General features: G+C 56.4%; 22 protein-coding genes and 2 pseudogenes. 8 read left to right on the top strand and 16 right to left on the bottom strand.

The features are described from left to right. Positions 1-8: 8 nt before the first annotated feature. From CQ015_RS06380 to CQ015_RS06330, 12 genes are all read right to left on the bottom strand, one after another. Complete coding sequence (locus CQ015_RS06380) at positions 9-1520, bottom strand: MFS transporter (RefSeq protein WP_258137947.1); 1512 nt, start codon at positions 1518-1520, stop codon at positions 9-11. Between the two features lie 483 nt (positions 1521-2003). Further along, complete coding sequence (locus CQ015_RS06375; protein WP_105649613.1) at positions 2004-2189, bottom strand: hypothetical protein; 186 nt, start codon at positions 2187-2189, stop codon at positions 2004-2006. Next, the gene (locus CQ015_RS06370; RefSeq protein ID WP_105649612.1) at positions 2186-2575 is read right to left on the bottom strand and encodes a riboflavin kinase; all 390 of its coding nucleotides are present in this window, start codon (positions 2573-2575) and stop codon (positions 2186-2188) included. Before CQ015_RS06370 ends, CQ015_RS06375 begins: the two co-directional genes overlap by 4 nt. 36 nt (positions 2576-2611) lie before the next feature. Next, positions 2612-4090, bottom strand: coding sequence for an aldehyde dehydrogenase (NADP(+)) (locus CQ015_RS06365; protein WP_105649611.1), 1479 nt, complete (start codon positions 4088-4090; stop codon positions 2612-2614). A 31-nt stretch (positions 4091-4121) separates the two neighbouring features. Further along, positions 4122-4928 (bottom strand): 2-keto-4-pentenoate hydratase, encoded by an 807-nt coding sequence (locus tag CQ015_RS06360; protein ID WP_105649610.1) that lies wholly within the window; start codon positions 4926-4928, stop codon positions 4122-4124. Positions 4929-5023: 95 nt separating this feature from the next. Continuing rightward, on the bottom strand, positions 5024-5449 hold the full coding sequence (locus CQ015_RS19125) for an ester cyclase (protein WP_219844293.1): 426 nt from the start codon (positions 5447-5449) through the stop codon (positions 5024-5026). Positions 5450-5453: 4 nt separating this feature from the next. Next, positions 5454-5987, bottom strand: coding sequence for a flavin reductase family protein (locus CQ015_RS19120; RefSeq protein WP_219844292.1), 534 nt, complete (start codon positions 5985-5987; stop codon positions 5454-5456). A gap of 10 nt (positions 5988-5997) precedes the next feature. Continuing rightward, on the bottom strand, positions 5998-7386 hold the full coding sequence (locus CQ015_RS06350) for an LLM class flavin-dependent oxidoreductase (RefSeq protein WP_105649762.1): 1389 nt from the start codon (positions 7384-7386) through the stop codon (positions 5998-6000). Positions 7387-7919: 533 nt separating this feature from the next. Further along, positions 7920-9311 carry an ATP-binding cassette domain-containing protein gene (locus CQ015_RS06345; protein ID WP_105649609.1) on the bottom strand — a complete coding sequence of 464 codons (1392 nt, stop codon included), beginning with the start codon at positions 9309-9311 and terminating at the stop codon, positions 7920-7922. Then, the gene (locus tag CQ015_RS06340) at positions 9308-10066 is read right to left on the bottom strand and encodes an energy-coupling factor transporter transmembrane protein EcfT (RefSeq protein WP_258137940.1); all 759 of its coding nucleotides are present in this window, start codon (positions 10064-10066) and stop codon (positions 9308-9310) included. The genes CQ015_RS06345 and CQ015_RS06340 overlap by 4 nt, the downstream gene beginning before the upstream one ends. Before the next feature lie 7 nt (positions 10067-10073). After that, entirely contained in the window at positions 10074-10880 is an 807-nt protein-coding gene (locus tag CQ015_RS06335; RefSeq protein ID WP_105649608.1) for a glycosyl transferase family 9, read from the bottom strand. Between the two features lie 119 nt (positions 10881-10999). Beyond that, a complete protein-coding gene (locus CQ015_RS06330; protein ID WP_258137938.1) occupies positions 11000-12097 on the bottom strand; it encodes a nucleoside hydrolase in 1098 nt (365 codons plus the stop codon). 286 nt (positions 12098-12383) lie between these two features. On the opposite strand from CQ015_RS06330, the pseudogene CQ015_RS06325 reads away from it, so the two are divergent. Then, positions 12384-13820, top strand: a pseudogene (locus tag CQ015_RS06325) (IS1380 family transposase). Positions 13821-14224: 404 nt separating this feature from the next. Here the strand turns inward: CQ015_RS06325 and CQ015_RS06320 are convergent. Both CQ015_RS06320 and CQ015_RS06315 read right to left on the bottom strand, forming a co-directional pair. Further along, positions 14225-15271 carry an IS110 family transposase gene (locus CQ015_RS06320; RefSeq protein ID WP_105649607.1) on the bottom strand — a complete coding sequence of 349 codons (1047 nt, stop codon included), beginning with the start codon at positions 15269-15271 and terminating at the stop codon, positions 14225-14227. Positions 15272-17415: 2144 nt separating this feature from the next. Then, positions 17416-18416: pseudogene (locus tag CQ015_RS06315) on the bottom strand (transposase). Between the two features lie 296 nt (positions 18417-18712). Between CQ015_RS06315 and CQ015_RS06310 the strand changes: the two are divergent. Both CQ015_RS06310 and CQ015_RS06305 read left to right on the top strand, forming a co-directional pair. After that, positions 18713-19474: a PmeII family type II restriction endonuclease gene (locus CQ015_RS06310; protein ID WP_105649606.1), complete on the top strand. Its 762-nt coding sequence runs from the start codon at positions 18713-18715 to the stop codon at positions 19472-19474. A gap of 121 nt (positions 19475-19595) precedes the next feature. Further along, positions 19596-20294 carry an Eco47II family restriction endonuclease gene (locus tag CQ015_RS06305; protein WP_181150365.1) on the top strand — a complete coding sequence of 233 codons (699 nt, stop codon included), beginning with the start codon at positions 19596-19598 and terminating at the stop codon, positions 20292-20294. Positions 20295-20361: 67 nt separating this feature from the next. On the opposite strand, the gene dcm is transcribed toward CQ015_RS06305, so the two are convergent. Beyond that, positions 20362-21603 (bottom strand): DNA (cytosine-5-)-methyltransferase, encoded by a 1242-nt coding sequence (gene dcm / locus CQ015_RS06300; RefSeq protein ID WP_219844291.1) that lies wholly within the window; start codon positions 21601-21603, stop codon positions 20362-20364. 664 nt (positions 21604-22267) lie between these two features. On the opposite strand from dcm, the gene CQ015_RS19575 reads away from it, so the two are divergent. From CQ015_RS19575 to CQ015_RS19285, 5 genes are all read left to right on the top strand, one after another. Continuing rightward, on the top strand, positions 22268-22462 hold the full coding sequence (locus CQ015_RS19575; RefSeq protein WP_105649603.1) for a helix-turn-helix domain-containing protein: 195 nt from the start codon (positions 22268-22270) through the stop codon (positions 22460-22462). A gap of 149 nt (positions 22463-22611) precedes the next feature. Beyond that, positions 22612-23157 carry an ImmA/IrrE family metallo-endopeptidase gene (locus CQ015_RS06290; protein ID WP_105649602.1) on the top strand — a complete coding sequence of 182 codons (546 nt, stop codon included), beginning with the start codon at positions 22612-22614 and terminating at the stop codon, positions 23155-23157. A 13-nt stretch (positions 23158-23170) separates the two neighbouring features. Beyond that, positions 23171-23548: a hypothetical protein gene (locus CQ015_RS18720; protein WP_146114025.1), complete on the top strand. Its 378-nt coding sequence runs from the start codon at positions 23171-23173 to the stop codon at positions 23546-23548. 514 nt (positions 23549-24062) lie between these two features. Then, on the top strand, positions 24063-24218 hold the full coding sequence (locus CQ015_RS19290) for a hypothetical protein (protein ID WP_258137933.1): 156 nt from the start codon (positions 24063-24065) through the stop codon (positions 24216-24218). A 27-nt stretch (positions 24219-24245) separates the two neighbouring features. Then, positions 24246-24458: a glutaminase gene (locus CQ015_RS19285; protein ID WP_308727278.1), complete on the top strand. Its 213-nt coding sequence runs from the start codon at positions 24246-24248 to the stop codon at positions 24456-24458. 242 nt (positions 24459-24700) lie between these two features. Here CQ015_RS19285 and CQ015_RS06270 read toward each other — a convergent pair whose 3' ends face one another. Further along, positions 24701-25030 (bottom strand): polyketide cyclase / dehydrase and lipid transport, encoded by a 330-nt coding sequence (locus tag CQ015_RS06270; RefSeq protein WP_181150364.1) that lies wholly within the window; start codon positions 25028-25030, stop codon positions 24701-24703. Between the last annotated feature and the right edge of the window lie 98 nt (positions 25031-25128).

The following is a 25128-nucleotide window of genomic DNA, read 5'->3' as shown; positions in this document are numbered from 1 at the left end:
TATCGAAGCTAGCTGCTTGTTTCCGGAGCGCGCGCTGGCACCGGTGCGAGAAGCATGGTGGAGGTATCCAGCAGCTCATTTTCATCCTGTCCCTTGGCCAGGGCCAGCGCTTCATCGCGCGTGCGCACCACGGGCACCGAACCTAGCAACGGACGCGATGCCGTCTCGCGCAGCTTGAAGGTGGCACAGAGCGCAATAACCGAGAAGAACATGATGTAGTAGGCCGGTGCGAAGTGGTTGCCGGTGGTATTCACCAGGATCTGGCTGACCAGCGGCGTGGTTCCGCCGAAAATGGAAATCGACAGGTTGTGCGTGACGCCCATTCCGCCGTAGCGCGAAGCGGTGGGGAACAGCTCGGACATGACAGAGCCGGTCAGGGCCAGGAAGAACGCGCTGGGCAAGGCCACCATGAACAGCGAGAGGTACAGCGACCACATCGTGCCAACATGCATCAGCGCGAAGGCCGGCACCAGCAGGACCAAGTTGCCGATGGTCGCGATCATGTAGATCGGCCGCCGCCCGATCTTGTCCGACCAGTTGGCTATCACGGGGATCAGCACTGCCTGAAGGACCAGCACAACTACCGCGGCCACTGCGGTGTGCACCGCCGGCGACCCGATTTCCGCTTCGAGGTAGGTGGGCATGTAGCTGGTGAGCATGTAGGAGGAGGTGCCATCCGCGGCGATCAGCGCGCAGCCGATGAGAATCTGGGGCCAGTAGTGGCGGAAGATGTTCGGCAGATTGTGGCGGACGAACATCGGATGGACCGTTCCGGCCTCGGCAGCCTCGCGGGCCGCTTCGAAGGTCGGGGATTCCGGGATCTTGCTGCGCAGCGAAATCGCCACGATGCCCAGCGGCAGTGCCACCAGGAACGGGATGCGCCAGCCGCCGGCGAGCATTGCGTTCTCGCCCCACACCGAGGTGGTGATCGCGGAGGTGGCCGCGACAGCTGCCGCACCGGCAGCGAAGCCGAGCATCGACCCGGAGTTCAGCAGGGAGGTCATGAATCCGCGGCGGTCATCCGGGGAGAACTCGGCCACGTAGGTTGCGGCGCCGGAGTATTCGCCACCGGTGGAGAAGCCCTGCAGCATCTTGAGCAAGTACAGCGGGACGATCACCCACAGGCCAACCTGCCCGGCGGTGGGAAGCAAGCCAATCAGCGTGGTGGCTCCGGCCATCAGGGCAATGGTGAAGAACATGACCTTGCGCCGGCCGATCTTGTCCCCCAGAGGGCCCAGGATCATTCCGCCCAGCGGGCGGACGATGAAGGACACGGCGAAGCCGAACAGCGTCACCAGCAGGCCCATGCTCTGGTCCATGCCTTCGGTGAAGACCGCGGTCATGGTCACTGCCAGGTAGCCGTAGACCCCGATGTCATACCATTCGATGAAATTGCCAATGCCCGCGCCGATCTGCGCGCGGCGCAATTCCTTCTTGTCGACGACAATGCAGTCATCGGCGCGGAGCCTGCGCGATACCTTGGGCAACGCGGGGCGCTGCATTCTCGATGATTCGCTCATCGTATCCTCTTTCCTGCCGGGAATTGGTTTCGAGATCTGATGCTCTCGCTGCGCATGAACTGCTGTGGAATTTTCACTTGCAATAGCGAAACAAGAACTTCATAACGTTCACCAGATGATCATGCTAGTTATCTAGTGAACACGACACTTCGGTGATGCACAACACATTATGCAAAACATTTCATGATCGGCCCCAGCTCCGGGCCTGTGAATTCAGGGCGCCCAACTGCACGTACGGAGCTGACATGGAGACTGAGATGATTTTTGCCGCCATGGCCGTTGCGCAGAAGCACTGCCCTGATGGCCGGGCCCATAGCGGCACGCGGGCATCGAGGCAGCGCCAGAAAGCCGCGCGAGGCAGCGGGAGGAGCCCGCGGCGGTTCGCGCGGCTTGGGTGGAGAAGGCGCCCGGGAATTTGCCGGCGGTGCCTCAGCGCCATGGCGTCCAGCGCCTGGGAGCCAGGGAGCCAGGGGTCCAGGGAAGCTATTTCCCGCTGTCCATGTAGTAGATGCAGCGGCGGGCCAGGCTCTTGCTCACCCCGGCTTTTTGCGCGATGCGCTTGGCATCGCGGATCGGCACCGAGATACCCTGGCGTTCGATGACGGTCGCCACCCGCTGCACCGCCCAGGACGGCGGCGCAGCCGGGGGTGCCATTGCGATCCCGCTCATGCCAGGACACTTTCCCGCAGCTGTGCCGCGCGTCGCGTTTCGGCCACATCCCGATGCAGCTGCTCCACCAGGGTTCCAGCATCCGCATATTCAATTTGCGGGCGCTGGAATTCCAGCAGGCGCACCACCAGGTGCTGCCCGTAGAGGTGCCCGGAGAAGTCGAGCAGATGCGCTTCGAGCAGCACCTGCCCGCCGGTGCGGTAGAACGTGGCGCGCCGGCCGATGGACACGCAGGCAGGCACCTGGCGCCCATCGGGCAGCTGCACTTCGGCACCCCACACGCCATCGAGCTGGTCATCTTGCAGCATGGGGATATTCGCGGTGCGGAAGCCGAGTTCACGCCCGCGGGCGTCTCCGTGCTCGACGATTCCTTCAATGGCATGCATGGGCCCTTCCCTCCTGGTAGTACTTCGCGGTTCCGGTCAGCGGCCGCGCGGCTGGCCGTTGACCAGCTGCGGAGCGCTGTCCGGGTTGGCATCCTGCAGCTGTGCCGGGAGCAGATGCTGCGGGAAGTTCTGGTAGGCCACCGGGCGCACGAACCGCTCGATGGCGGCGGCACCGACCGAGGTGGTCCCCACCGCGGTGGTGGCCGGGTAGGGGCCGCCGTGCTGCTGGGCATAGGTCACCGAAACCCCGGTGGGCCACTGGTTCCACAGCACGCGTCCGGCCTTGTTCGCCAGCACCGCGACCAGCTCTTGCACGTGGTCGCCTTCTTCGCCGTGGATGGTTGCGGTCAGCTGGCCCTCGAAGGTGCGCGCCGCAGCCACCAGCTGCTGCTCGGAGTCGTATTCCACGACCAGTGCGGTCGGTCCGAAGCACTCGGCCTGCAAGGCCCGCGGATCTGCCAGCAGCTCGTCGATGCCGGTGATCAGCAAGGTAGGCGAAGGCTGCTCGCTCAGCGGTTCGCCGCCCTGCGAGAGCACCTCGACACCGGGGTGCGCGGACAGCTGGTCCAGCACCTGCCCGTAGCCTTCGTGGATGCGCTGGTTCAGCAGCCCGGCCCCGGCCGGGAGCGCGGCCTCGGACAGCAGCGGGCGCAAGCCCGAGCCGCGCGGGATGAACAGCGTTCCGGGCTTGGTGCACAGCTGCCCGGCGCTGGTGGTGAAGGAGCCGATGAACTCGGTGATGACCTGCTCGCCGCGCACGCTGGCAGCCTGCTCGGTGACGAACACCGGGTTGTTGCTGCCCAGCTCCCCGTAGAAGGGAATAGGTTCATCGCGGGAAACAGCCAGATCCATCAGGGCCCGGCCCCCGGGGATGGAACCGGTGAATCCTGCGGCCTTGATCCGCGGATCCAGCAGGACGGTGCGCCCGGCTTCGGTTCCGAAGACGACCTGGAATAGCCCTTCCGGCGCGCCAGCCTCGGCCAAGGCCTCGTTGACCACCTGGCCGGTGAGCCGTGAGAGTTCCAGGTGCCCATGGTGCGCCTTGACGATTACCGGGTTGCCCGCCGCCAGCGCCGAGGCGCTGTCGCCGCCGGCCACCGAGAAGGCGAAGGGGAAGTTGCTGGCCGCGAAGACCACGACCGGACCAAGCGGAATGCGGGTGCGCCGCAAATCCGGGCGGGCAGCTCCCATGGGCCACTGCGCATCGGCGTGGTCGATGCGCGCGTCGAGGTATCCGCCATCGCGCAGCAGGTCCCCGAAGAAGCGCAGCTGGAAGGTGGTTCGCTTCAGTTCCCCGCGGAGGCGCGGCTCGGGCAGGTTGGTCTCGGCCATGGCTACCGGAACCAGCTGGTCCGCGGCGGCATCCAGCGCGTTGCCCACGGCGTCCAGGATGTCGGCTCGCTGGGCCGGGCTGGTTGCGGCCCAGGCGCCGAAGCTGTCCTGCGCGGCGGCAAGATAGGCTTCCAGCTGCTCGGTGGTGGTGTTTTCGGTAGTTGGCGCAATGCTCAGGGCCATTTTTAAGCTCTTTTCTGCTCTGTGTAGCGGTTCAGGAATGCGTGGCGGAACTAGGTTCCGGCGTGTAGTCGAAGGAGATTTCTCCCCAGCCTTCGAAGCGGCCGGTGATCGCCGTGCCGGGGACCATCTTCTCGGCGGCCAGGCAGCTGCCGGGCAGGATGAATTGGCCGGCCTTCAGGGTGATGCCGTATTCGGCGATGCGCCGGCATAGCCAAGCGATGGCCGATACCGGATTGCCGTGGATGGCGCTGGTGTTCCCGCGGGCCACTTCTTGGCCGTCGAATTCAATGCAACCGGGCTGGTTGGCGAGATTGACCTCGGACAGCTTGCGCGGCTGCCCGCCGAGAATCACCCCGCCCACCGAACCGTTATCGGCCAGGGTGTCGAACAGGCCGATCTTCCAGTCCTTGATCCGCGAGTCGATGATTTCCAGTGCGGGCACCACGAAGTCGGTGGCGGCCATGACGTCCGCCGCGGTGACATGCTTGCCGCCCAGGTCCTTCTTCAGCACGAAGCCCGGTTCCAGTTCGATGAATGGCTCGATGAAGTCGGCGGCGCTGATCGGCAGGTTCTCCGGGTAGAACTGGCTGGCCAGCAGGTAGCCGTAGTCCGGTTCGTCCACCCCGAACTTGCTCTGCATGGCCTTGGCGATATTGCCCAGCTTGAAGCCGGCGATGCTGTCTCCCGCTTCGACATTCAGCCGGATGATCTCCTGCTGCACGCGGAAGGCATCGGCCACCGTGGGGCCTGCGGAATCATCGATCAGGCTCTCCAGTGGCTGGCGTGATTCCCTGGCGGAAATCAGGCGTTGGGCAGTCTGGGTAATGTTGATTGGCAAAGGGATCTCCATCCTCACCTCGGGCGGCACTGGCCGCCGGAATGTCTTGGAACGACGGGGCGGCGACTTGTCCGCCGCCCCGTCGTTGCTGCTTGCTACTTCTTGATCCGCTGGTCACCCAGGTGCCAGATGCTCATGGCCGAAAGCATTTCGCGCGGATCCCAGACCACCGATTCCTCGGTGACCTTGCCATCGCAGTGGCTGATGAAGGTCGCTCCGGTGACGGTCACGGTGCGCCCGGTCGGCGGGACTCCCATGAATTCTCCGGTGTGCACCCCGGTGCTGCGCCAGTGGATGGCCGCCAGATTGTCGTCTTCGATGGCCCGCAGGATTTCCATGTTGAAATCGCTGAAGGCCCGGTGGGAATCGGTGATCTGGCGGAACAGGTCGTCGATACGCTCTTCGCCGGTCTTGGAGTGGCGCACATAGTCTTCGGATACCAGATCCGCGAAAGCCGCGGTGTTGCCGTTGCTCCACGCCTCGGTCCAGGCGGAGGTGATGCGATCCAGGATTGATGCCATGATGCTAAGCCTTTGCAGTTGGGGCCGGTGCCGGCCAAAGGTTGAATTCTCCAAATTTTCCGCCGCGGAACAGCAGCGCCTCGCGCTCTGTGGCTTCCATGGTTTCCACTCCGCCGACAATCATGTAGTGGTCCCCGGCGACAACTTCCGAGAGCACTTCGCAGTCGATCCATGCCGAGGCACCGTTGATGCGCGGGGTGCCGTTGGCACCGATCTCGTAGTCGATGCCCTCAAACTTGTCCACGCCCTTGCGGGAGAGCGCGCGGCTGACCGGAAGCTGCTCGGTGGACAGGATGTTCGCGGTGAAGCGGCCCAGAGAGCGCAGGGTGGGCCAGGTGCTTGAGCCTTTGTCGACGCAGAAGGTGACCAGTGGCGGTTCCAGCGACAGGGACATGAAGGTTCCGACGACAAAGCCCATGGGCTTGCCGGCGGCGGTCATGCCGGTGATGGCGGTGACGCCGGTGGGCAGGGCGCCGAAGACCTTGCGGTACTCGGCCGGATCAATCCCGGTGTTCTGGGGGGTGACAATGATGGACATGGGGGAGCTCCTAGCTGGCTTGTGCGGTGGTCTGCTGGTTGAGTGCTGCACCTGGGTGGTCCAGGGGCAGCCGGGCGTTGCCTTTTCCGAAGAGCGTCTCGCGCAGGGTGGACCCGGCGAAGGAGGTGCGCATGGCTCCTCGGCGCTGCAGCTCGGGAACGACAAATTCGGCGAAGTTCTTGATGTCCTCGAACTTGATGGCGTTGGCCAGGTTGAAGCCGCTGGCCCCGGTCTGGTCCATCCAGGAAATCAATTCCTCGGCGCAGGTTTGCGGCCCGCCCACGATCACCGGAGATGTGGCCCCGATGCCGATGTACTCGGCGATGTCCCGAGTGGTCCAGTCCTTGGACGGATCCATCTTCAGGAAGAAGTTCAGCATGGTCTGCCCGGCGTTCGTATCGATATCCTTCAGCGGGACATCGGGGTCGAAGGATGACAGGTCCACTCCGGCCCAGCTGCTGTAGCGGGCCATGGCCCCGTCGTAGGACACCAACTTGAGGTACTCCTCGTATTTGGCCTGCGCTTCCGCATCGGTGGCTGCGCTGATGACTGTGATCATCTGCAAGGTGGCAATATGCTCCGGATTGCGTCCGAATTCCAGCGCCTTGGCCTTCAACCCGTCGACCTGCTTCTTCAGCGCTTCCTTGGTCATGGCGTTCAGAAAGACTGCCTCAGCTGTCTTGGCCGCCAAGGCCACGCCGCGCGGGGATCCGCCAGCCTGGAAAATCACCGGGGTGCGCTGCGGCGAGGGTTCGCACAAGTGGATGCCCGGAACGCTGAAGTGCTCGCCCTGGTGCTCGATATTGTGCACGCGGCTTGGGTCCACGTAGGTGGAGGTCGAGGCATCGCGCAGCACTGCGTCTTCGTCCCACGAAGCCTCCCAGAGCTTCATGGCCACGGTGATGAATTCCTCGGCGCGGGCGTAGCGGTCGTCGTGGGCTTCGGCTGCTTCGAGCCCGGCGATGTTCCGCGCTGCGCTGTTGGTGTATGAGGTGACTACGTTCCATCCCACCCGGCCATCGGTCAGGTGATCCAGCGTGGAGAACTTGCGGGCCAGCTTGTACGGGGCGTCGTAGGCGGTGGAGGAGGTGACGCCGAAGCTCAGGTTCTTGGTTACCGCGGCCATGGCCGGAATCAGGTACGAAGGATCATTGGCCGGAATCTGAGCGGCGTCCTTCAGGGAATCGTTCACCGAGCCCTTGTAGGTCTCGTGGTAGCCGTCGTTGTCGGCGAAGAAAATCCCGTCGAAGCAGGCAGCTTCGAGGAGTTTCGCGTACTCAACCCAGTAGCCAAGCGACTTGTATTCACCGCCTCGATCCTTCGGATGGCGCCAGGTGCCAGCGGAAAGATGCGCCGGGCCGTTGAAGTCGAACGCGAAAACGCGCATCTCCTTTGTCATGTTGAATCCCTTCGAAGTGTTCACTAGATGAACTATGTGTTTATTTAGTGATCACAGACTAGGGTGTCGAAGGCCACACCGTCAAGCGGTAAAGGAGTTCTATTTCACATGGATCGGCAATTGTGACAAGCAAGCGGACCGGCGAGCTTCGCAGCAACAGCCAACTGCTTCGAATTCCTCCACGTCACTTGGCGTACGCGTGGGATTGAAGGCAGGAATTCGGGTGAGGCCAAGAGAGAATGTTGGTCCTGGGAGAAGCCAGCGGAGCAGCCGGATCAGTTCTCTCGATGAACTGACTCACGGCTGCGTTTTTGCCTTGGTTCGGGGATCAATTCCTTGCACGGCCGGAATGAAGACTCCGCTCGCGAGGTCCAGAAATGACTGCTCGGATAGCCGAGTACCGCCAATCCATCTGGGCAAAAGGGCGCGAATTCAGCGTACGGCTTGCATGGCGCAGAAACTTGATCACTCTGGAAAGCACCGGGAATAGGCTTGGCCTAAACGCGGGAGCCTGTCCCGCGGCAGAAAAATTGCTACGACAGCAGGTGCACCCTGTGCGCGGTGAGCCCCATGAACCGCTCATCATGGGATGAGAACAGCACCGCTCCCCCGCGCTGGAGTACCGAATCGATTGCCTCGTGCAGGCAATGAAGTCCAGCCGAATCCAGCGCCTCGGTTGGTTCATCAAGGAGGAGCAGCTGTGGTTCGCGCACCAGCACGGTGGCCAAGGCAACGAGCCGGCGGGCCGAAGTCGGCAGCTCATAAGGGTGGGTCTCGGCATAGGATTCCAGACCCAGCTGTGCAAGCACCAACGGCACACGGGCGCGTTGGCTGCTCTTCTTGGGAAGGCCGAAAGCGACTTCCCGGGCTACCGTACGTTCGAAGAGCTGGTCCGAAGGGTTCTGCAGGAGCATCCCAGCATCAGCTGCCACCTGCACTTTTCCGGCAGCTGGCTTGATCAACCCGGCGGCGGCTTTGAGCAGCGTGGTCTTGCCCGTGCCGTTGGCGCCGGCCAGCCCCACGCATTCTCCTGCACGGACTTCAAGCTCAAGGTTGGAGATGACCGGGGCGCTGGCACCCTTGTATCCGAGTTGCACGCCAGCAAAGGTCAGCAGGGGCTTTGCGGATGCTGCTGCGATGGATGATCCTCTTGGCTTGGAAGGCAACGCAGCAGTTCCAGCGCCTTCAGATGCAGGCCGCAAAGTTCCGTCCGCCAAGTTCCACAGGGCATCCGCTTCGGCTTCCCATGATTCAGTTGTTCGGCTCAGCACCACAATCGCGGTGCCTTCGGCGCGCAACCGCGAAATCATCGCGGTCACTGTTGCAGTTGCCTTGGAATCCAATCCGGCCAGCGGTTCATCGAGCACAATGATGGACGGTTTCGCTGCGGACAACGCGGCCAGCGCGACCAGGCGTTCCTGGCCTCCTGAAAGCTTGGCGGGGTCGCGTTCCAGCAGATGTTCCAGGGACAGCCGCGTGGATAGCTCGGTGATGAGCTCTCCCATCTCTTCGCGGGGCATTCCTTCGTTCTCCCGCGCGAAGACCAGCTCTTCTGCAACCGTCTGGCGAATCCTCGAAAGGTAGAGGCCGGCATCCTGAGGCAGCAGTCCCACGTGCCTGGCCCAGCCGGCGACGTCGATTCGCGGCGAATGCTCCGGTGAATAAACGATTAGCTGCCCCGCCAGAATGGCCGTTCCCTCGCACCTATCGGCTCCCTGCCGCGGCAGCATGCCAGCTAGTACCCCGCCCAGCGTGGACTTCCCGGATCCCGAATCCCCTGCAATGACAGTCAGGGACCCCGGGAAGAATTCCATCTCGATCTCGCGCAAGGTCTCGGAGTGCGCCTCGGAATAGCGGAAGCTTTCCAGCCTGAGGTGCAGCGCCGCGGTGGTTCCGGCAGGTGCACGGTGATCCATGTCCATCATGAGGCTCCCCCAAGAGGCACCAGAATCGCTGCCGGCACCAGCACCGAACACAGCAGGGCAACCCAGCGGATGCCCCGCTGGACCTTTGAGTCTTGAATCTGGCGCAATCTGCTGTGCTCACCGCGGGCGGGAAAACCGCGCGCGGCCAGATGAACCGAACGGTCATGGGCGTCTTGCACCGAAGAAAGCACCAGCGGCACAGCGCGCAGCCTCAAGCGTTGCAGCCACCCGGCCAAGCCACGGCCGGTTCCTGCTTTTCGCAGGGCCTGGGCTTGGCCGATGGCATGCTGCTTTTCCATCATCTGCGGAAGAAGAAACAGCGTGGATGCCAGCAGGTATCCCGCCTGAGGAGGAGCCAGAGACAAATCGATGGCTGCCACCAGCTGGTGCTTATCGATCAGCAAACCGCAGAGCAAAACAGCCACCACCAGCACGGCGGTGCGCAAGGCCAGGGCCGTGGCGATTTCCACTCCCCCAAGCGTCAGTATGATTGGCCCCCAGGCCGCGATCACCGCCGAAGTTTCCTGCGAAGCCAGTCCATGGATCATCAGCAAGGACAGGAGAGTAGGGAGCATGATTGCACCGCTGAGCGCCGCGAGTTTGCGGGCCTTGCCCGCGACTGCGCCAATAACCAGACAAAGCACTATTACCGCACAGCTCAGCCACCAGCGGCTGGCAGCTGTGGCCACCGCAACGGTGAGCACAGCTACGCAAAGCACGGTAAAAGGATGCAGTTCTTCGATGCGGCGCTTCACAGGTGGCCTACTTGTTTCCGCTTTTGCCCAGCACCTTGTAGCGGCGGATGAATTCGAAGGAACCGCTCAAGCGCTTCGGCAAGGCTAAGACCAGAAGCGCTGCGACGAGGAAGACAATTGCCTTGTCTCCCGGGTCGGAGATCAGGGCCTGCTTGGTGACCGCGGAGAGCAGCGAATCCCCCATGGAGCGGAAAGCCGCTACCACTGCGCCGGTGCCAACGCCCGAAGTTCCGCCGAAGACAAAGGCCGCCACCGGAGCTGAAACCACGCCGACAAGCACACCGGCCACCACACCGGCCGCTGGGGCAAGATACGGGCGGCGCAGCGCACCGAAACGAGCGGCGGTTCCAGCGAGGAAGCCGACCAATGCAGCGCCAGCGGCGAAGGGCAAGACCGTGGGGGCGAACAGTGACCAGATCAGCGTGCTGAGCACACCGGTGGCTGCACCGGCCCGGCGGCCCGCCAAGAACCCTACGAGCACCGTTCCAATCGAGTCGAGGTAGAGCGGGACCATCACGGAACCAACGAATTGCCCCAAAATGATGTTCAGGGCCAGCGCTACCGGGATCAGTGTGAGAGTGGATACCGGCAAGTCCGGAAGCACCGCAACCAAAAGCATGACGGCGGCAGCAAGGTATGCGGCAAAGGTAGCCAGTGCAACGCCCTGTCCCAGTCCTTCAGCTATGCCCGTGGGTTGGGTAATGACTAGGACTAGGTAAGTGCCGATCAGGAGCAGGGTGCCAGCACCGGCCAAAAACCTGCGGCGCAGAACTTGGGAGTTGGTTTCCTCGGGCAAAAGCAAATTCGGTGACATAAAAAAGCATTCCTCGGTACGAGTATGACTGTGCACCCAAGTACTACTGGGTGCGTGCGAGTGCTGGGCCTAATGTCACCTCGGCCCGGTAGATCAGTCTAGCTCAGCCTGAGCTGAGTTCAGGAGTCGGTGTTCAATTTCCGTGCCAAGCTCCCCAAACGCGTAACGAGTTCGGCAAAGCCAGCCTCCGGATCGTTGCAGGTGACTACGTGCGCATTTGCTGGTTTACCCCACAGTCCTCGGAAATCGGCCACGGTGGTTCCGAAGAGGAGCTTCGATTCGGTTTCCACATCCACGGTGGCGGGTCGGCTTTGATAGTCGAGGGTTCCGGCAGCTATGCCTGCGGCAAAGTAGTCATGGACGTGGGCAATGTAGCCCTGGTCGTAATGCCGGTGGAACTCGAAGTAGAACCGCAGAGCATCTGACAGATAACGTACCAGCGGATTGGATGCGCTGCTCAGAGTTCCTTCTGGATCGGTGGCCAGAATCAGTTCAGGTTCCGAGCACCCGGCTTCCTCCGCCAAATGGGTCAAGAATTCCGGCTGTATTTCGAAGCGCTCGGTGGTGTCCAGCGAGCATACGATAGGAAGCTTCTCAGAAGGCAGCCCTTGTTCCGCTGCCACTGTGTAGGCAGCAAATACTTCCTTGGCCGCGTGAGGATCCACGTGAGTGTTCCACTCCGCGGTCGGGGTTGTGTTGCCTTGGTAGTAAAAGGCGCCTCCCATGATGACTACTTTGCGCAGCAACCAGGGAAGCTTAGGTTCACGGCGTAACGCCAGCGCAAAGTTAGTGAGTGGTGCGCTGAGCAGAGCCGTGAGCTCACCAGGGTTAGCCCGGGCGGCTTCGATCCAATAATCAACGGCGTGCAGACTGTTCGGACCGTCATCGTCACGATCTGGAAGAGTCGCGTAGCCGACGCCTTGGGGACCATGAGTTTCCGGTGTGGTGACTAGCGGAATTTTCAGTGGGCTCCGGGCTCCAATAAGAACCGGAACATCCGACATTCCGCAGAGGTTCAGCAGTGATCGGTTATTCGCGGCAACCTGCTCAACATCTACGTTGCCCGGAGTGCTGGTGACAGCTTCGATTTGCACATGATCCAGTGCGCAGAGATAGGCCAACGCGAGGGCATCGTCGATGCCGGTGTCGTTGTCGATTAGAAGACGCGCGGGCCGTGTGCGATCGTCCCGCTCGACATCCATGCCCAAAAAATCCATTTGCACTCCTAAAATCAGTCAGCTGATACCTGCCCTCCACTTACAAGGAACCACGCCCAGCACAATACCTTGTCGTCTCTGGGCTCACTGTCCTGCGCGTCATCGCCATTTCCTAGGATGGCACCGTCAATTCCTGCCCGGCATCGCTCCAATAGCAGACGAGCTAGCCCAGTGGTTTCATGGCGGCCCACGTAATTAACGGACTTAAAAAGTGAAAAGGTGACCTGAGCTGGGAAAATGGAAGTGTCTAAGCTTCATAAACCACAGTTCAAAGGATCACCTTTCAATGAACAAGTCTACCCTCGCATTCCCCGCACTTCCAACAGAACTCACCGACCAGTCACTCATCTCCCACGCCGGATTGGGCGTGCTCAGCAGCTTCTTGAACGCAATGGATTTCCGGCGGCTCTGCGAGGACCGTTTCTCTCAATTCGTCCCGACTATGGCAGTGCATCGGCCAGGGAAAATCCTCGGAGCTCTTGCCTTGTCGTTGGCCGGCGGCGGGGAACAAGTCACTGATGTCGACCAACTGCGCCAGTCACCAGAACTCTTCGGCAAAGTCGCTTCTGACTCGACGGTCAGCAGGTTCATCAACCAGGTCAAAGAGCAGCCGGAAGTGTTCAAACATGGTTTCGTCACCATGCAACGCTCACTGCGCGCCAAACTGTGGGCCGCCGCCGGACCCAGGAACCCTTCGCTACGCGCCACTAGCACCAACCCGCTGATCATAGACCTCGACGCGACCCTCGTTCACGTGCACTCCGAGAAGGAGAAAAGTGCTGGGACCTACAAAGGAGGGTACGGGTTCTCACCGATGATCGCGATGGTCGATTACGGCAAAGAATACGGCACCGGTGAGATTCTCGCGGTGCATCTGCGTCCGGGAAACAAGAGTCCGAACTGCGCCAAGTCCCATATTGAAGTCCTCACCCAAGCGCTGGCCCAATTACCTGATGACTTCTACGACGGGCAAGGGAACATTATTGGTGAGAAGATTCTGATTCGCACAGACAGTGCCGGAGCATCCAGAGAATTCTTGAAGCACGTGGATTCGCTGGGGTTGCAGTTCTCCACCTCCTATTCACTGCCGGTGGTCAAAGAACGTTTCGTCCGGTGGATTGATGAGAAGAAATACTGGGAGCCAGCGACGACCGCGCAGGGTGAACCCCGTAGCGACGCGTGGGTGGTCGACGCGACCAAAGTCCTGAAACTTGAGAACTATCCGGCCGGGACGAGGATCTACCTGCGAGCAGAACCGTTGCATTCCGGAGCGAAAGCGAACCTGTTCGATACCGATGGGAACAGGGTAACCGCGTTTTTGACGAATGCTCCACGGTTCAACGTCTCGTTTCTTGACGCGCGCCACCGGGCGCGTGGCCGGTGCGAGAATCGGATCAAAACCCTGAAGTCGACGGGACTCGATAAGTTACCGTACTGGTCTTATGCTGCGAACGAAGCGTGGGCTTACGTAGCGATGTTTGCCATGAATCTTGTTGCATAGCTGCAGCTGGCAGTGCTGCCTGATGGGCATGGGGCTGGGTTTTGGGATATGAAGCGGTGGCGCTATCGGTTGTTTTCCCTGGCCGGGAAAACAGTGTCTGGTGGACGGCAGGTCCGGTTGCTCATTGCGCGCAAGGCTCCGGAAGCGGAACTGTTGATGACGTTGATGGACGGGATTGGGCAGCTGTTCCAGCGGTGGCGCGCAGGCGAGTTGGCAACCTGACTTCCTAGGTTGCTGTTCCCAATATTTCGTGAGTTGAAAGATCTAATAAGCACGGGTGGCGTGGAGCCCGGCACGCTACGCCCGTGACACCTGGTGTATCTTGTGGTGCTCTAAACCAGTGACGGCCACCGGGCGCCGGAATTTCCGGTTCCGGTGGCCGTGGTGGGCCGCCATGAAATCGTTGGGCTAGTTGTTCACCAGCAGCTCGTCGAAAATGTGCTGCTACAAGAACATGACTAAAAGGCAGAGAACCGACAACGCATTGGCCGAAGCAAGTATTGTTCAAATGCATCATGTCCGGCAGGGTCGCCGACTTCTCATATCCTAAACGTGGTGGAAGCTCGCATCGTCGGAGATATACATCTACGGCGGTCATGGACAGACAGACCCTTTTATGGTTTCTGTCAACACATGATCTGCTCTAATTGCCTAAAAATGGAACGAGCGAGAAACCGCTTAACGCAGCGCTTGATCTCCCGGTAGGTACGTCCCTCAGCCGTGCGACGTTCCACATACTTCTGCGTTCGTTCGTCAAATCGCATCCGTGATTTAGCAATGACGTCCAACGCCATATTCAGTTGTCGGTCTCCTCCTCGATTGAGCCTATGCCGAACGGTGTTGCCTGAGGAAGCTTGCAACGGCGAAACACCGGCTAGCGCAGCGAAAGACGCCTCAGATCGAAACCTTCCGGCATGTGAATAACTCGCCAAAATAATGGCCAAGGTCACCGGGCCCATACCTGGTTGTGCTTGCATGCCAGGCGCCAATTGCTCGTCAAGGACTGCCAGTTCCAGATCAATACCTTGGGTACGACGCTTGGCTTTGAGGATCGCTTGAGCCAGTTCCACGGCCTCTGCGCGAGCTACACGTTGGTCAATCGTGTCAAGATCACGAATACGCCAGGCACTTATTTCCCCAATAACACGGTCACTGAGTGCTTTACGCGCATCAATTCCCAAATCGATCTGGCGAAGCAACGCGTTCAGTGCATTGCGGTTCGAAGTGCGCTGCAAAATTACCCGACGTCGCGCCGTGAGCAAGACGCTAATCGCAGCTCTCGTGCCATCCTGACGTGGGCTGACTAGCGTATCGATTTCGTGCCCAAGTACACTCATGGCCGCTGATATGGCATCGATCTGATCACTCTTACCGACCCCGTTACGGGCCTTTCTCCGCGGAGGTTTTACCTCTGTGACGAGGATGCTCTGCTCATTCAAAGCACGCCGGATCGAGGAACCGTAGGAATTGGTTCCTTCGATTGCTGCTAAGACGTTTCCAGAGCAGTTGCGTTGAATCCATGCGATGGCACGGTTGATGCCCGATTTGTTAACGGGAAACGCTTCGCAAGCGATTCGCGCACCCGTGGAAGTCTCGATGACGGCGTAAGTATGCGTTTGTGCGTGCGTATCTATACCGATGACATATGCGAATTGTTCTGCCACTATCGTCATGATGTACGTCCTTCTTCCCAGATGAATACCGTTATTGATGGCATCAGTCTGGTTATGAAGTCTTGTCCGGCAAATCTCTAACGAGACACGCATCACATTGGTGCGGTCAACCTTTTATCAAGCCAGGGCAAGCGGTCAGGCTGGTGCCCTCCAACGCAACGGACGGGTCTGTCACAAGGCAGACGAGCTCGTCGCCAGACATAGAATGAGTCACGTTGCGAAGGAGTGGTACCAATCCTGCCAGCGGGTACCAGACCTGCCAAGATCCATTAGAGACGTAGATCGAGGCAAGACCCAAGTCTGCGTTCTTCACAGAAACGTACCTTACTCGGTTTGAGTACACCCTCTCGCAGGTTGCCAATCCAGCGCTATTCACCGGCGAACTGGTGCGCCGTGCAATTCTTGCGGCAGCTATTACCGGCGGAACCAAACACGATGCCCATCCGACCACTGCAGTCAAAGAACTCATGGGGATGCAGTAACATTAGTTCGCAGCTTCCTCGGCGGTACCGTAAGTCCTGATCCTCACGAGGAATATAGTGACGCGGGAGTTATGGATTCCTTTGGGTGGATTGAACACGATGCAACGTGCGGACTGTCGGGATCCTTCGCAGATGGCTCCAAACCAAATATTGCGGAGTGCCGCCAGGGCAATTCTGACGACGACTAGGAACAGCCATTTACCTAGTTTCAAATATGTTCCTTAAATGATTGCACAGCATCGATTGCAAATCACCCTAGTAATCGACGCTGCGCCCCTGGAGATCAATACATGTGGCTGCCGCGGTTGATATCGATGGTAATTCCCGTAGGGTATGACGCTCCGTCAATGACAAGAAAGACAACAACCTAATCCACCTCATCGGCCGCTGCTGTTCGGCCAACAGGCATGAACAAAGCAATTGCGGATTCATGGCGGCCGATATTCCCGGCTTGATCAGATGAAACTCCCAGTCGCACTTATGTATGCAACGAATACCACACCAATATTCATTAACTTTTCCATCTATGTCCCACACTTTAATAGGTTAGATGTTGGCCACTGACGCGGAAGATGTGTTATCGCATCATGAAAATATTCACTAAACCACTGGTGTTGCAACAACCGCTATAATTCGCCCTCGGTGCGGAAAACAAAAACGAAGGGCTAGCACAGGGAAAGTGCTAAACTGAGGCTTTTTCGATGCGACCCGGTCATTGTTTTCGAGAGTTGATCATTGAGCAGAAACCACATTCGCTGGTGGAATTCGTAGTGCATGGCCGCCGAACAATTCACACAATAGTCCTTGTAGACACGCAACCGCAGGCATGTCTAAAGTACATATATGGTTGCATGGGAAATTTCTAGACACCCCGAATGGGATCGTATGTATTTAGCTGGGCTAACTGCACGTGAAATTTCCGATCTGTGCCACCAGAAAATCTCGACGGTTCATCGACACTTGCGTGTCCGAGAAAAGTATCAAGAAGATTTCAAAGAGACACACTATAAGGAACTCGCGTCACGGCATCCGGATCGCCCTTCAACTCAGTGGAGAATACGACTTAACGAACTTAATGAATTCGTAGTAAGTAACGGGAGACTTCCTGAACGCAACGGCAACCAACACGAAATCTCTTTGTATTCTTGGCTATCAATTCAACGCGCTTCTCATTATCGAGGTGCTATGTCTCCGGGAAAAACATATCTTCTCGGATCAATACCGAACTGGTGTGGGTCTTCACGGGAGGAGATCCTCCAGCATAACTGGATGAATAATCTGAACGAAACAGCAGATTACGTCACCAATCACAAAGAGATGCCAAGGTACAAGAACTTCTCAGACGACCGAGAACATAAATTAGGCGTATGGCTTCACATCCAGCACCAGAAGAGGTCTCAGGGAACCTTATCAGAAGCACGATTTAGAGCACTTGAAAGATTTATCCCAGGATGGCGTAGCCGCCAATAATTCTCGGAGTGAAACATCCATTGATTGAGAGCCCCTCTTGGGACTTACCGCCAGTCGTTTAACCACCGAGGATTATTGTGGCCGACAAAAACGCTCAAAAGTCACGCAGAAGACATATAGTCTTTTTATCTGAGACGTTCTTAATGATTATTGAAACATAAGTGTGATGCAGAATGTTCAGCTTGGTCATATTCACTGCCGTATGTTACATATCCTGGGACGGAAATAACCATGATTCCAATTGCCCTCTCCAACACGTTTCAAACTCCTCGCCGTCAGATTCGCCGTCTCACTGCTCCCGCTAGTTAACCTACTCCGTACGAACTCCAACAACGCACGCAGTTTATCTACGGAACAGGACTTAGCCTCCAATATTTTCGTTGCTTTCATGGACTACTCCAGTACCACCCATCTGGCTTAGAACTCTTGAGCATCTGTAGTCTTCACGAGTTCGCGCACGAGTTCTTTGATCCCGTAAATCACTTCGACTCCTGAGTCTGGCTCTAAGATCTATTTCAGACGCTCAACCTGTTTGATTGACAGATTCTCCAAGTTGCAGGTCAAAATTTTTCGATACTTATATGCAGAGCCGGTGACCCTCCACGACCGCCAAAGAGTTCATGACAGCGTCGCCGGCGAACCTCGATAATCTTGCCACTTTACCGCTTCTACCGCGTGCTTAGCGGACCCTGCGAAACCGGTGATCATCGACGCGTAGCCGGCGGATGAACATCCGGTCAACCTCGCCTACGAGCTCACCAGTAGTGCCCGGTCGCGCCATCACGGTTTCACTCGAAACACCGTGCGCAGCCGCGACCCGGGAGGCTGCCCGCAGTTCGCAGATCATTGCGTTCACAAGCATTTGGGGCGGTTTCATGGTGATCCGAACCCGGACGAGTAGCTGCTCAGTGGTTTGCGCGAAGGAACGGCATAGGCAGGCTGGTTCTTACAGGCCGTGGGCCGTTGGTGCACCAGCATTTGAAGGTAAATTCCGCCTTCTGGGAGGACTTTGACTCAGTGCACGGATCCGGCTTGGAACCGGGTAGCGATGAATCTGCAAAACGGGCAAACTGCTTCGGTCGTGAAGTACTCAACGAGCATCTGACATACGGCAGAATCTTGGGTTGCATTGATGACACGGTAGTCAGCGAGCATAAGAAAATTCGATGGGGGTCGTTTTCACCGGCATCCATGAATACGGCTCGCAGTTCATTGATTATCGGCTGTCAAGGAAACATCCATTATCGCAGAGGACTTCGGGTCTTATTTCGCTTTCGGGGTCACCGCGCTACAAGTTGAATAGGCAGTAGAACAGAGATGACACCTAGGTCGCATGGCAGCCTGTGTACATCTTTGGAATCATAGAGACAGAATCACGAGGTCTTGAGACATTAGAAACAATGACGCTCCATGACTTATCCTAGACAAAAGTGGCCTGGAAGCTGAAATCAGATTCCACTACACTCAGAAAAAATCGAAGGACTCTTACATGAATTCAATAATAAATATTGATACCGCAAATGAGCGAAGAATTATCTTAGAAAAACTCGACACTTGGTTCGATGAGCATATCGCTAAAAATCATGTCATAAACACGAATAAATTAGTGAAAATTTCTGAATTTAATATTAATCATTTCACATTGCACTATCTAGCGGAATTTTCGTTCGGGGAGATTACTCCCCAATCCATAGCAAAAACTCTGCTTTATCCACGTGTCATGGGCACCTCGATCGCAACGTCCTTTGGGCAACACTTCCAGACTTTTTGCCATGAGGTACTGAAAGCTACACCATCAATAGTTCCGGGAATCGATATTGAGTTTGTTGACCAAGTCGACGGGCGCCACAAATGGTGCCAACTCAAGGCCGGTCCAACTACACTCAACAAAGACGACGTCCCTGTAATAAAAGACAAATTTATTAGCATCAAACATCTAGCGCGTACTAATAAATATAACATTAACGTAATGTCCGATTGCATTGTCGGTGTTGCGTACGGCAATCCCTTGGATTTGAATAATTTTTACGCCGAGATTGCAAAAGACTTTCCGGTCATAGTCGGTCAAGATTTATGGCTGAGGATCACTGGAGACGACGAATTTTATGCCGCAATTCTTGATAAGTTCAGAAAAATTGCATCAAAATACCGCTCCGCCTCATCACTACAATCTACTGTGAATCAACTATCTGAGTACCTACGAGAAAACCCTGCAGAAGTTGGGTTGAATTCAGGATGGCCTCATTCTTAAGTAGGCACATCTATGCGCATATGGCCGTTCAAGCTGCTTACTTTATTGAGATTGGAGCTTATTCGCTATGTCTACGTATAGTATTAATCCACAGCCGTACTAGTGAATGAAAGGAAGAGCCATGGATCTCCCCGCGGGAATCGACCCAGATCGATTCGAGTTGATCACCAATCAATTCTTCAACAAAGTTACCAGCGCTCGCGAACAAATTGATATCAACAAGAACGTAGTAGATCCTTTTGCCGCTGTTATAGAGGCGGCAGCATCCAACCTTTCGATGATTGAATGGGTAAGGGCTGAGGTAGATCGTCAACTGCAGAAGGCATTATCTAATCATGTTGGCTACTACCATCAAGAGCTTATTGGTTTACTACCGGGATGGGAAAGCACTGGAACTTCAGGGGGAAACTACGATGCAATCCATCGCACACCGTTCCAAACAAATATCGGATCCTACCCAGTAATTGCTGAAGTCAAAAATAAGCACAATACTATGAACTCTAGTAGCACCAGCAAGCTGCGAGAGAACTTTATTTCATACCTGGGGCGTCCTGAATTTAAGGGTTATGTGGCTTATCTGATTCAGATCATCCCCCGCCCCGGGAGAAATACGGACATACCTTGGGTGGTAAATCGCTACGGGGAATGGGATAAAATTCGATTAATCGATGCAAAAACGGTTTATGAACGATCGACCCAGGATCCGGACGCATTGAGAAAAGTCTTTGAAGCAATTCCCGTAGTACTTTCCTCCAAAATCGACTTAAGTAAATGGGAGCATGATCTTTGGAGAAACTTATACGGTTCCTCGATCTATTAAATTCAAGCGACGTGGCTGTGATTACTGACAGAAAACGCCTGTAATCACAGCCGCACACGAAGAGAGACTAGATCTCTTCAGCGACCTCGAATGAATCATCTAAATAATTCGTTGGATCAAGCATCGCTTTGACGGCTCTACCCAGGTGGTAGGCTAGATTTACAGGTACTGCATTCCCGATCTGCTTGTACGCAGCGCTCATTCCACCTGAAAATTCCCAGTCATCCGGGAACGTTTGAATTCGAGCATACTCTCGTACGTTTAATGGACGAGTTTCCTCCGGATGGCACCGTTCAGTCTGCTTCTGGGCGGGATTGCAAGTAAGCGTCAGCGATGGTTCGGCCCACGATAATCGACGTGCCATCCCTGTTTTTCCTCCAGTTAGATGGAACGATCCTTTTAGATACTGTTTCTGTGTCTCGAGATCCAAATCTCGCCAGTACCCGCCTTCCGGAACTTTGTCCATAATTTCAAATTTCCAATCGGCGTATCTCGCCCCGTCCGATGGTGGGCAATCTCCAATAGATTCCCACAAGGAGACGATATAATCTCGCTCCTTCGGGAATAGAATCTCTGTTTCAATATCGCTGCGCACAAGCACCATAAACAGTCTCTCTCTCTTTTGAGAAACATCGAAATATTGGGCCTTCAACACTTTCATAGCAAGTCGATAAGTGCGTCCCTTATCATCTTTAATCGACTTGATCTCTTTGACCATCGCCTCGAGGGTTCTGCCCTCATCGTGGGCAACCAGACCTCTTACATTTTCTGCGATCGCAATTTTAGGCATGACTTCCCTAACGGCGCGTGCCCACTGGTAGAACAAGGTGCCGCGGGTGTCAGCAAATCCTTTACCTCGACCAGCGTAAGAGAATGCCTGGCATGGGAATCCCCCTTCTACCAGATCAACTTTTCCGTTGTACTCCGAGAAACCAATCTCGGCGACATCCCCCTCAACGACATTCCAATCTTTACGATTGCTGCGCAGTGTCTCGCAAGCTTTCGCGTCAAACTCATTGAGGAGCACATGTTTAAATCCGGCATTGTCAAGCCCGAGCGCTGTTCCGCCTCCCCCCGCAAACAAGTCAATCACCGTAAATTCAGTCTGCTCATCTTTATAGACTTTGAAGTTGGGTTCGGAAGTGTGACGGGCTTCCCGTTTTGCATGTACACGGCGAATTTCATCAAGGTCGAATAACCTATGATTCTGGGCAGATCGCGTTGAACGAATCAACCCTCCTTTGTCCCACCGGCGCAGCGTGTCAACAGATAGGTCTAGTACTTGTGCTGCTTCAGAGATTGTTAACATTTGCATCCTGCCAGAAAAAATAACCTTTACCTATGCAGAGGTTACTACAAATGACTCATTAGTTCAAACGTACTATTAGTACAAGTGTTTTTTTAATACACTCATCGCAATAGTACTTAATTTGATAGTTTTCTCGAACAAAATTTGACGTGATTAGCGCCGGCAATCAGGATGGACGTCGATTTCGAAGACCTGTCCTTCCCGATAGTCCGTCCCTGAGGTTCAAATGCTGTCAATAAGGCAGACCTAAGTGCACACGGTATCCGTCGGACTCTCTCGCCCTAGCTTGCTAAAAGGTAGACTGCGCCAGCTATAACTGAGGTGGCCACGGCTTATTTGAATCTGCTCCTGTTCACTTCTCAAACAGTGAATAACCCCGCACCATAAGTTCATGGCTGTTAGGGCAAACCGGTTCCGAGTTTGACTCCCAAATGTAATGTTCCCGACGAGCAGAAATTTTCATCATCTAAGTCACCGGGAACTCTGAGCCACACACCTGACAAAGAAGTCGCAGCGGCGGTTGGTTATCGAACATCTTTCCTCCTAATTTCGTACTTCCTTTGAAGCCTCCACAGACGCTCCCGTAGTTGCGGTGATCTGAATCTAACTTGTCGTTTGCGCTTACTACAGTGAAGCGCATCAGAGTACAACCATTGGAGACGGCATGAGCAAGGACAACCTGTTGAAGATCCCGGAGACGGCTGAGCGGTTACGCTGTCAGGCAGAGACGGTGCGCCGGCTATTGCGCCGCGGGGATCTGGTGGGTGTGAAGATGCCTTCACCTAATCGGGGCGGTACGTGGAAGGTTCGCGAGTCTTCCATTGAGAGGTTCTTGAACGGAAACCAATACCGCGTTTAGCCCTGAGTAACCTTAGGTGGCATGAGCGTAATAGTTTACGGTAATGTCTACTTATTGACGCTATACACAGGTAAAATGTAGTTGTCAACAACTTTATCCACAACGCCTGTGGATAACTGCATGATGTTCATTTTCAGGAGGTGTGCCCAATGCCAGAAACGATAGGCCAACTGAAAAAACGTGCTTCTCAAGAGGCCGCCCAGATCTTGAATACCCTGTGGTTTGATGAAAATACTGGAGAACTTCCCCTCCCTGTGGACGCGACAATTATCGCTGAAAAACTCGGTGCTGAAGTTTACGTAGCCGACCTCACAGGACAAGGAGATGATCTCTCAGGATTCATCTATGTACCTGCAGAGGGGCAGGGCGATCCTCAAATCACGATCAATGAGAAGCACCATATCCACCGTAGGCGCTTCACATGCGCCCACGAGGTCGGTCACATGATTGATGTTCGCGATGAAACACAAAGAGAAGTTGGGTTCGTTGATAATCGTGCCACGCTTGCTTCGAGTGGGAGTGACCGCCGAGAGATCTTCGCTAATCACTTCGCAGCTTCTCTTTTGATGCCATCGGATGAAGTGGAATGGCTATCAGAACACATGGATCTCTACGGTCTAGCTAGGCGATTCCGGGTTTCGACTGAAGCGATGACGCACAGATTAAACGCCCTAGGGCTTGAGGCTCAAGGCTAAGGTTGACTGACTATTGGATAGCGAAGTAGCACCAGGGGAAAACACATCGGGCGCCAAGGACTTAACAAAAAGGGTCAAGCGTCATGGGGTAGATAACGATGGCGGAGGGTTGCCCCCACCATCAGAGTCATCCCCCGGCAACGGATTTGAAGCAATCAAAGGAATGCGCAATGTAACGCCGTTCCTTTGGTTGCTCGATTCATACTCCAGGATGCTATATCCGGAAATCATCGACCCCGCCCGAAGGATCGGCAAGTTTAAGAAAAAGCACTCGAAGACCATCAAATTCGCTGCTATTTTAGACGGCTCGATACTTCTCATATTTATTGCGGTTGTGATTGCCAGCCCCGTAGCTGTCGTCCTACGCGGGATTATGTCTATGTTTGGATAGGATTCCGGACTAGCGTCTTCGCTCATTGCGAGCGAAGACGCTATTTTTCTGCCAGTTTCCAAGTTGTTGATACTCAAAGCAAAGGGCCACACAGTTCAATTGCGCGACTTTCATACCTCGATACCGTCTGCCTACCAACCTCCACGGACAAAATTCCCCGAGCGGTTCGGGAAGGTCGCATTAGAAATGCGACCTGGCTATGTGCGCACGAATGTGTGCACACACTACCGGGTAACCATCGGAACAAAAGCGCAGGAGAATCCTCACAGGCCAAGCACTAGGCCAAATACTCCCAGCCGGCCCATCTTAGATATCGTCATCCTTTGTCTCGTAAACAGCTGGCGGCATGACTTCAGCATCCGTCGCGTTCGAGTCGTGAACCTGTTACCCGTGCCGCTGTATCCCCGAGACAAGGCGCTAGGTTGGAAACGCAGGAATAGTTCACCCCCGTTTCTAAACGCACAAAAATGAGCCAATCCCCGCTAGTTCAATTCTGCCGATGAGGATCCAAGCCATGAAAACTCCCATACCTGACTATCTCAATGAAGTCATTGGCACTCTTCGCGAAGACACCACAGAGGCAACTGCAAGCTACATCCCCGAATTGGCAGACGCAGATCCTGATCTGTTTGCTTTAGCGGTCACCACCGGCACGGGAAGCACCTACTAGGCCGGGGACGTAGACACAGAATTTTCCATCCAGTCCATTTCCAGGCCTTTCGCTTATGCCGCCGCGATCATGGATCGCGGAATAGACCGGGTGCTGGAGTCCATTGGCGTTGAGCCCTCAGGCGAGGCCTTCAACGAGCTGTCCTTTGAAGGCGGCATTCACCACCCGAAGAATCCGATGATCAATACCGGAGCCTTCGCAATCCACGGGATTGCTCGTCGGCGAACCCGCGGGCGCTGAGGAGCGCGGTCCAGTCCGAATAGCAGCCCCAGGCGTAGGCGTTTGTGCCGCCCCAGCCGTTGAGCCGGCAGGCGTTTCTTGGAGGCGACGGCCAACAGGGCGGCCACCATGGTGAAGAAGCCCGGGTTGATCCGGTCCAAATTGCCGTGTTACCCCAGCGGACCGCCGATGGGCACGGTGACTCGTGGCGCTGCACGGTGTTTTGCCACGTCATCGACGAGCTGCTCAGGGCAAAGGGCCCCTTACTCGGTGGTCTCGGGGAACTGCGCGGCCAGCCGTTCCAGGGTGCGTTCCATATTGGGCCCGGTGCTCCGGGTAAAGCCCATCAGCCGCAGCACCCACTTGTGCCGTAACCGGCTGGCGTCCCAGGTTTCGCTGACCAGTGTCCCGGACCCGACCGGTTCCAGCTCGTAGCGCCACCGATGACCGCTGAAGTGTCGCCAGGCGATCTGCCGGTCTTGTTCGAATTCCACCACGGTATTGCTGATCCGGTACGGGATGCCCAGGCGCATCTGCATACCGAACTCGCTGCCCAGGGTGAGCTTGCTTCCCTGGCCGTTCGAGGCCCGCACCGTTCCGGAGCCGTCGATGACTGAACCGTCCCGGAAATCATGCCGCCGTCTTATGTGCGGCAGCGTCGGGTAACGAGCCTGTCATTTCATCATAGTAG

Origin of the sequence: Arthrobacter sp. MYb221 (genome assembly GCF_002979835.1) — a bacterium.
Classification (GTDB): Bacteria; Actinomycetota; Actinomycetes; order Actinomycetales; family Micrococcaceae; genus Glutamicibacter.
The sequence above is the reverse complement of the archived record's forward strand: the minus strand, read 5'-3'. Positions and strand labels throughout refer to the sequence as shown.

What these genes read in the sequence shown, in the direction of transcription:
- dcm (WP_219844291.1), bottom strand. Translation starts at nt 21,603, where the DNA reads ATGTTAACAATCTCTGAAGCAGCACAAGTACTAGACCTATCTGTTGAC.
- CQ015_RS06330 (WP_258137938.1), bottom strand. Translation starts at nt 12,097, where the DNA reads ATGGATTTTTTGGGCATGGATGTCGAGCGGGACGATCGCACACGGCCC.
- CQ015_RS06305 (WP_181150365.1), top strand. Translation starts at nt 19,596, where the DNA reads ATGGATCTCCCCGCGGGAATCGACCCAGATCGATTCGAGTTGATCACC.
- CQ015_RS06290 (WP_105649602.1), top strand. Translation starts at nt 22,612, where the DNA reads ATGCCAGAAACGATAGGCCAACTGAAAAAACGTGCTTCTCAAGAGGCC.
- CQ015_RS19575 (WP_105649603.1), top strand. Translation starts at nt 22,268, where the DNA reads ATGAGCAAGGACAACCTGTTGAAGATCCCGGAGACGGCTGAGCGGTTA.
- CQ015_RS06380 (WP_258137947.1), bottom strand. Translation starts at nt 1,520, where the DNA reads ATGAGCGAATCATCGAGAATGCAGCGCCCCGCGTTGCCCAAGGTATCG.
- CQ015_RS06310 (WP_105649606.1), top strand. Translation starts at nt 18,713, where the DNA reads ATGAATTCAATAATAAATATTGATACCGCAAATGAGCGAAGAATTATC.
- CQ015_RS06375 (WP_105649613.1), bottom strand. Translation starts at nt 2,189, where the DNA reads ATGAGCGGGATCGCAATGGCACCCCCGGCTGCGCCGCCGTCCTGGGCG.
- CQ015_RS06335 (WP_105649608.1), bottom strand. Translation starts at nt 10,880, where the DNA reads ATGTCACCGAATTTGCTTTTGCCCGAGGAAACCAACTCCCAAGTTCTG.
- CQ015_RS19125 (WP_219844293.1), bottom strand. Translation starts at nt 5,449, where the DNA reads ATGGCATCAATCCTGGATCGCATCACCTCCGCCTGGACCGAGGCGTGG.
- CQ015_RS06350 (WP_105649762.1), bottom strand. Translation starts at nt 7,386, where the DNA reads ATGACAAAGGAGATGCGCGTTTTCGCGTTCGACTTCAACGGCCCGGCG.
- CQ015_RS19290 (WP_258137933.1), top strand. Translation starts at nt 24,063, where the DNA reads ATGAAAACTCCCATACCTGACTATCTCAATGAAGTCATTGGCACTCTT.
- CQ015_RS06370 (WP_105649612.1), bottom strand. Translation starts at nt 2,575, where the DNA reads ATGCATGCCATTGAAGGAATCGTCGAGCACGGAGACGCCCGCGGGCGT.
- CQ015_RS06320 (WP_105649607.1), bottom strand. Translation starts at nt 15,271, where the DNA reads ATGACGATAGTGGCAGAACAATTCGCATATGTCATCGGTATAGATACG.
- CQ015_RS06365 (WP_105649611.1), bottom strand. Translation starts at nt 4,090, where the DNA reads ATGGCCCTGAGCATTGCGCCAACTACCGAAAACACCACCACCGAGCAG.
- CQ015_RS06345 (WP_105649609.1), bottom strand. Translation starts at nt 9,311, where the DNA reads ATGATGGACATGGATCACCGTGCACCTGCCGGAACCACCGCGGCGCTG.
- CQ015_RS19120 (WP_219844292.1), bottom strand. Translation starts at nt 5,987, where the DNA reads ATGTCCATCATTGTCACCCCCCAGAACACCGGGATTGATCCGGCCGAG.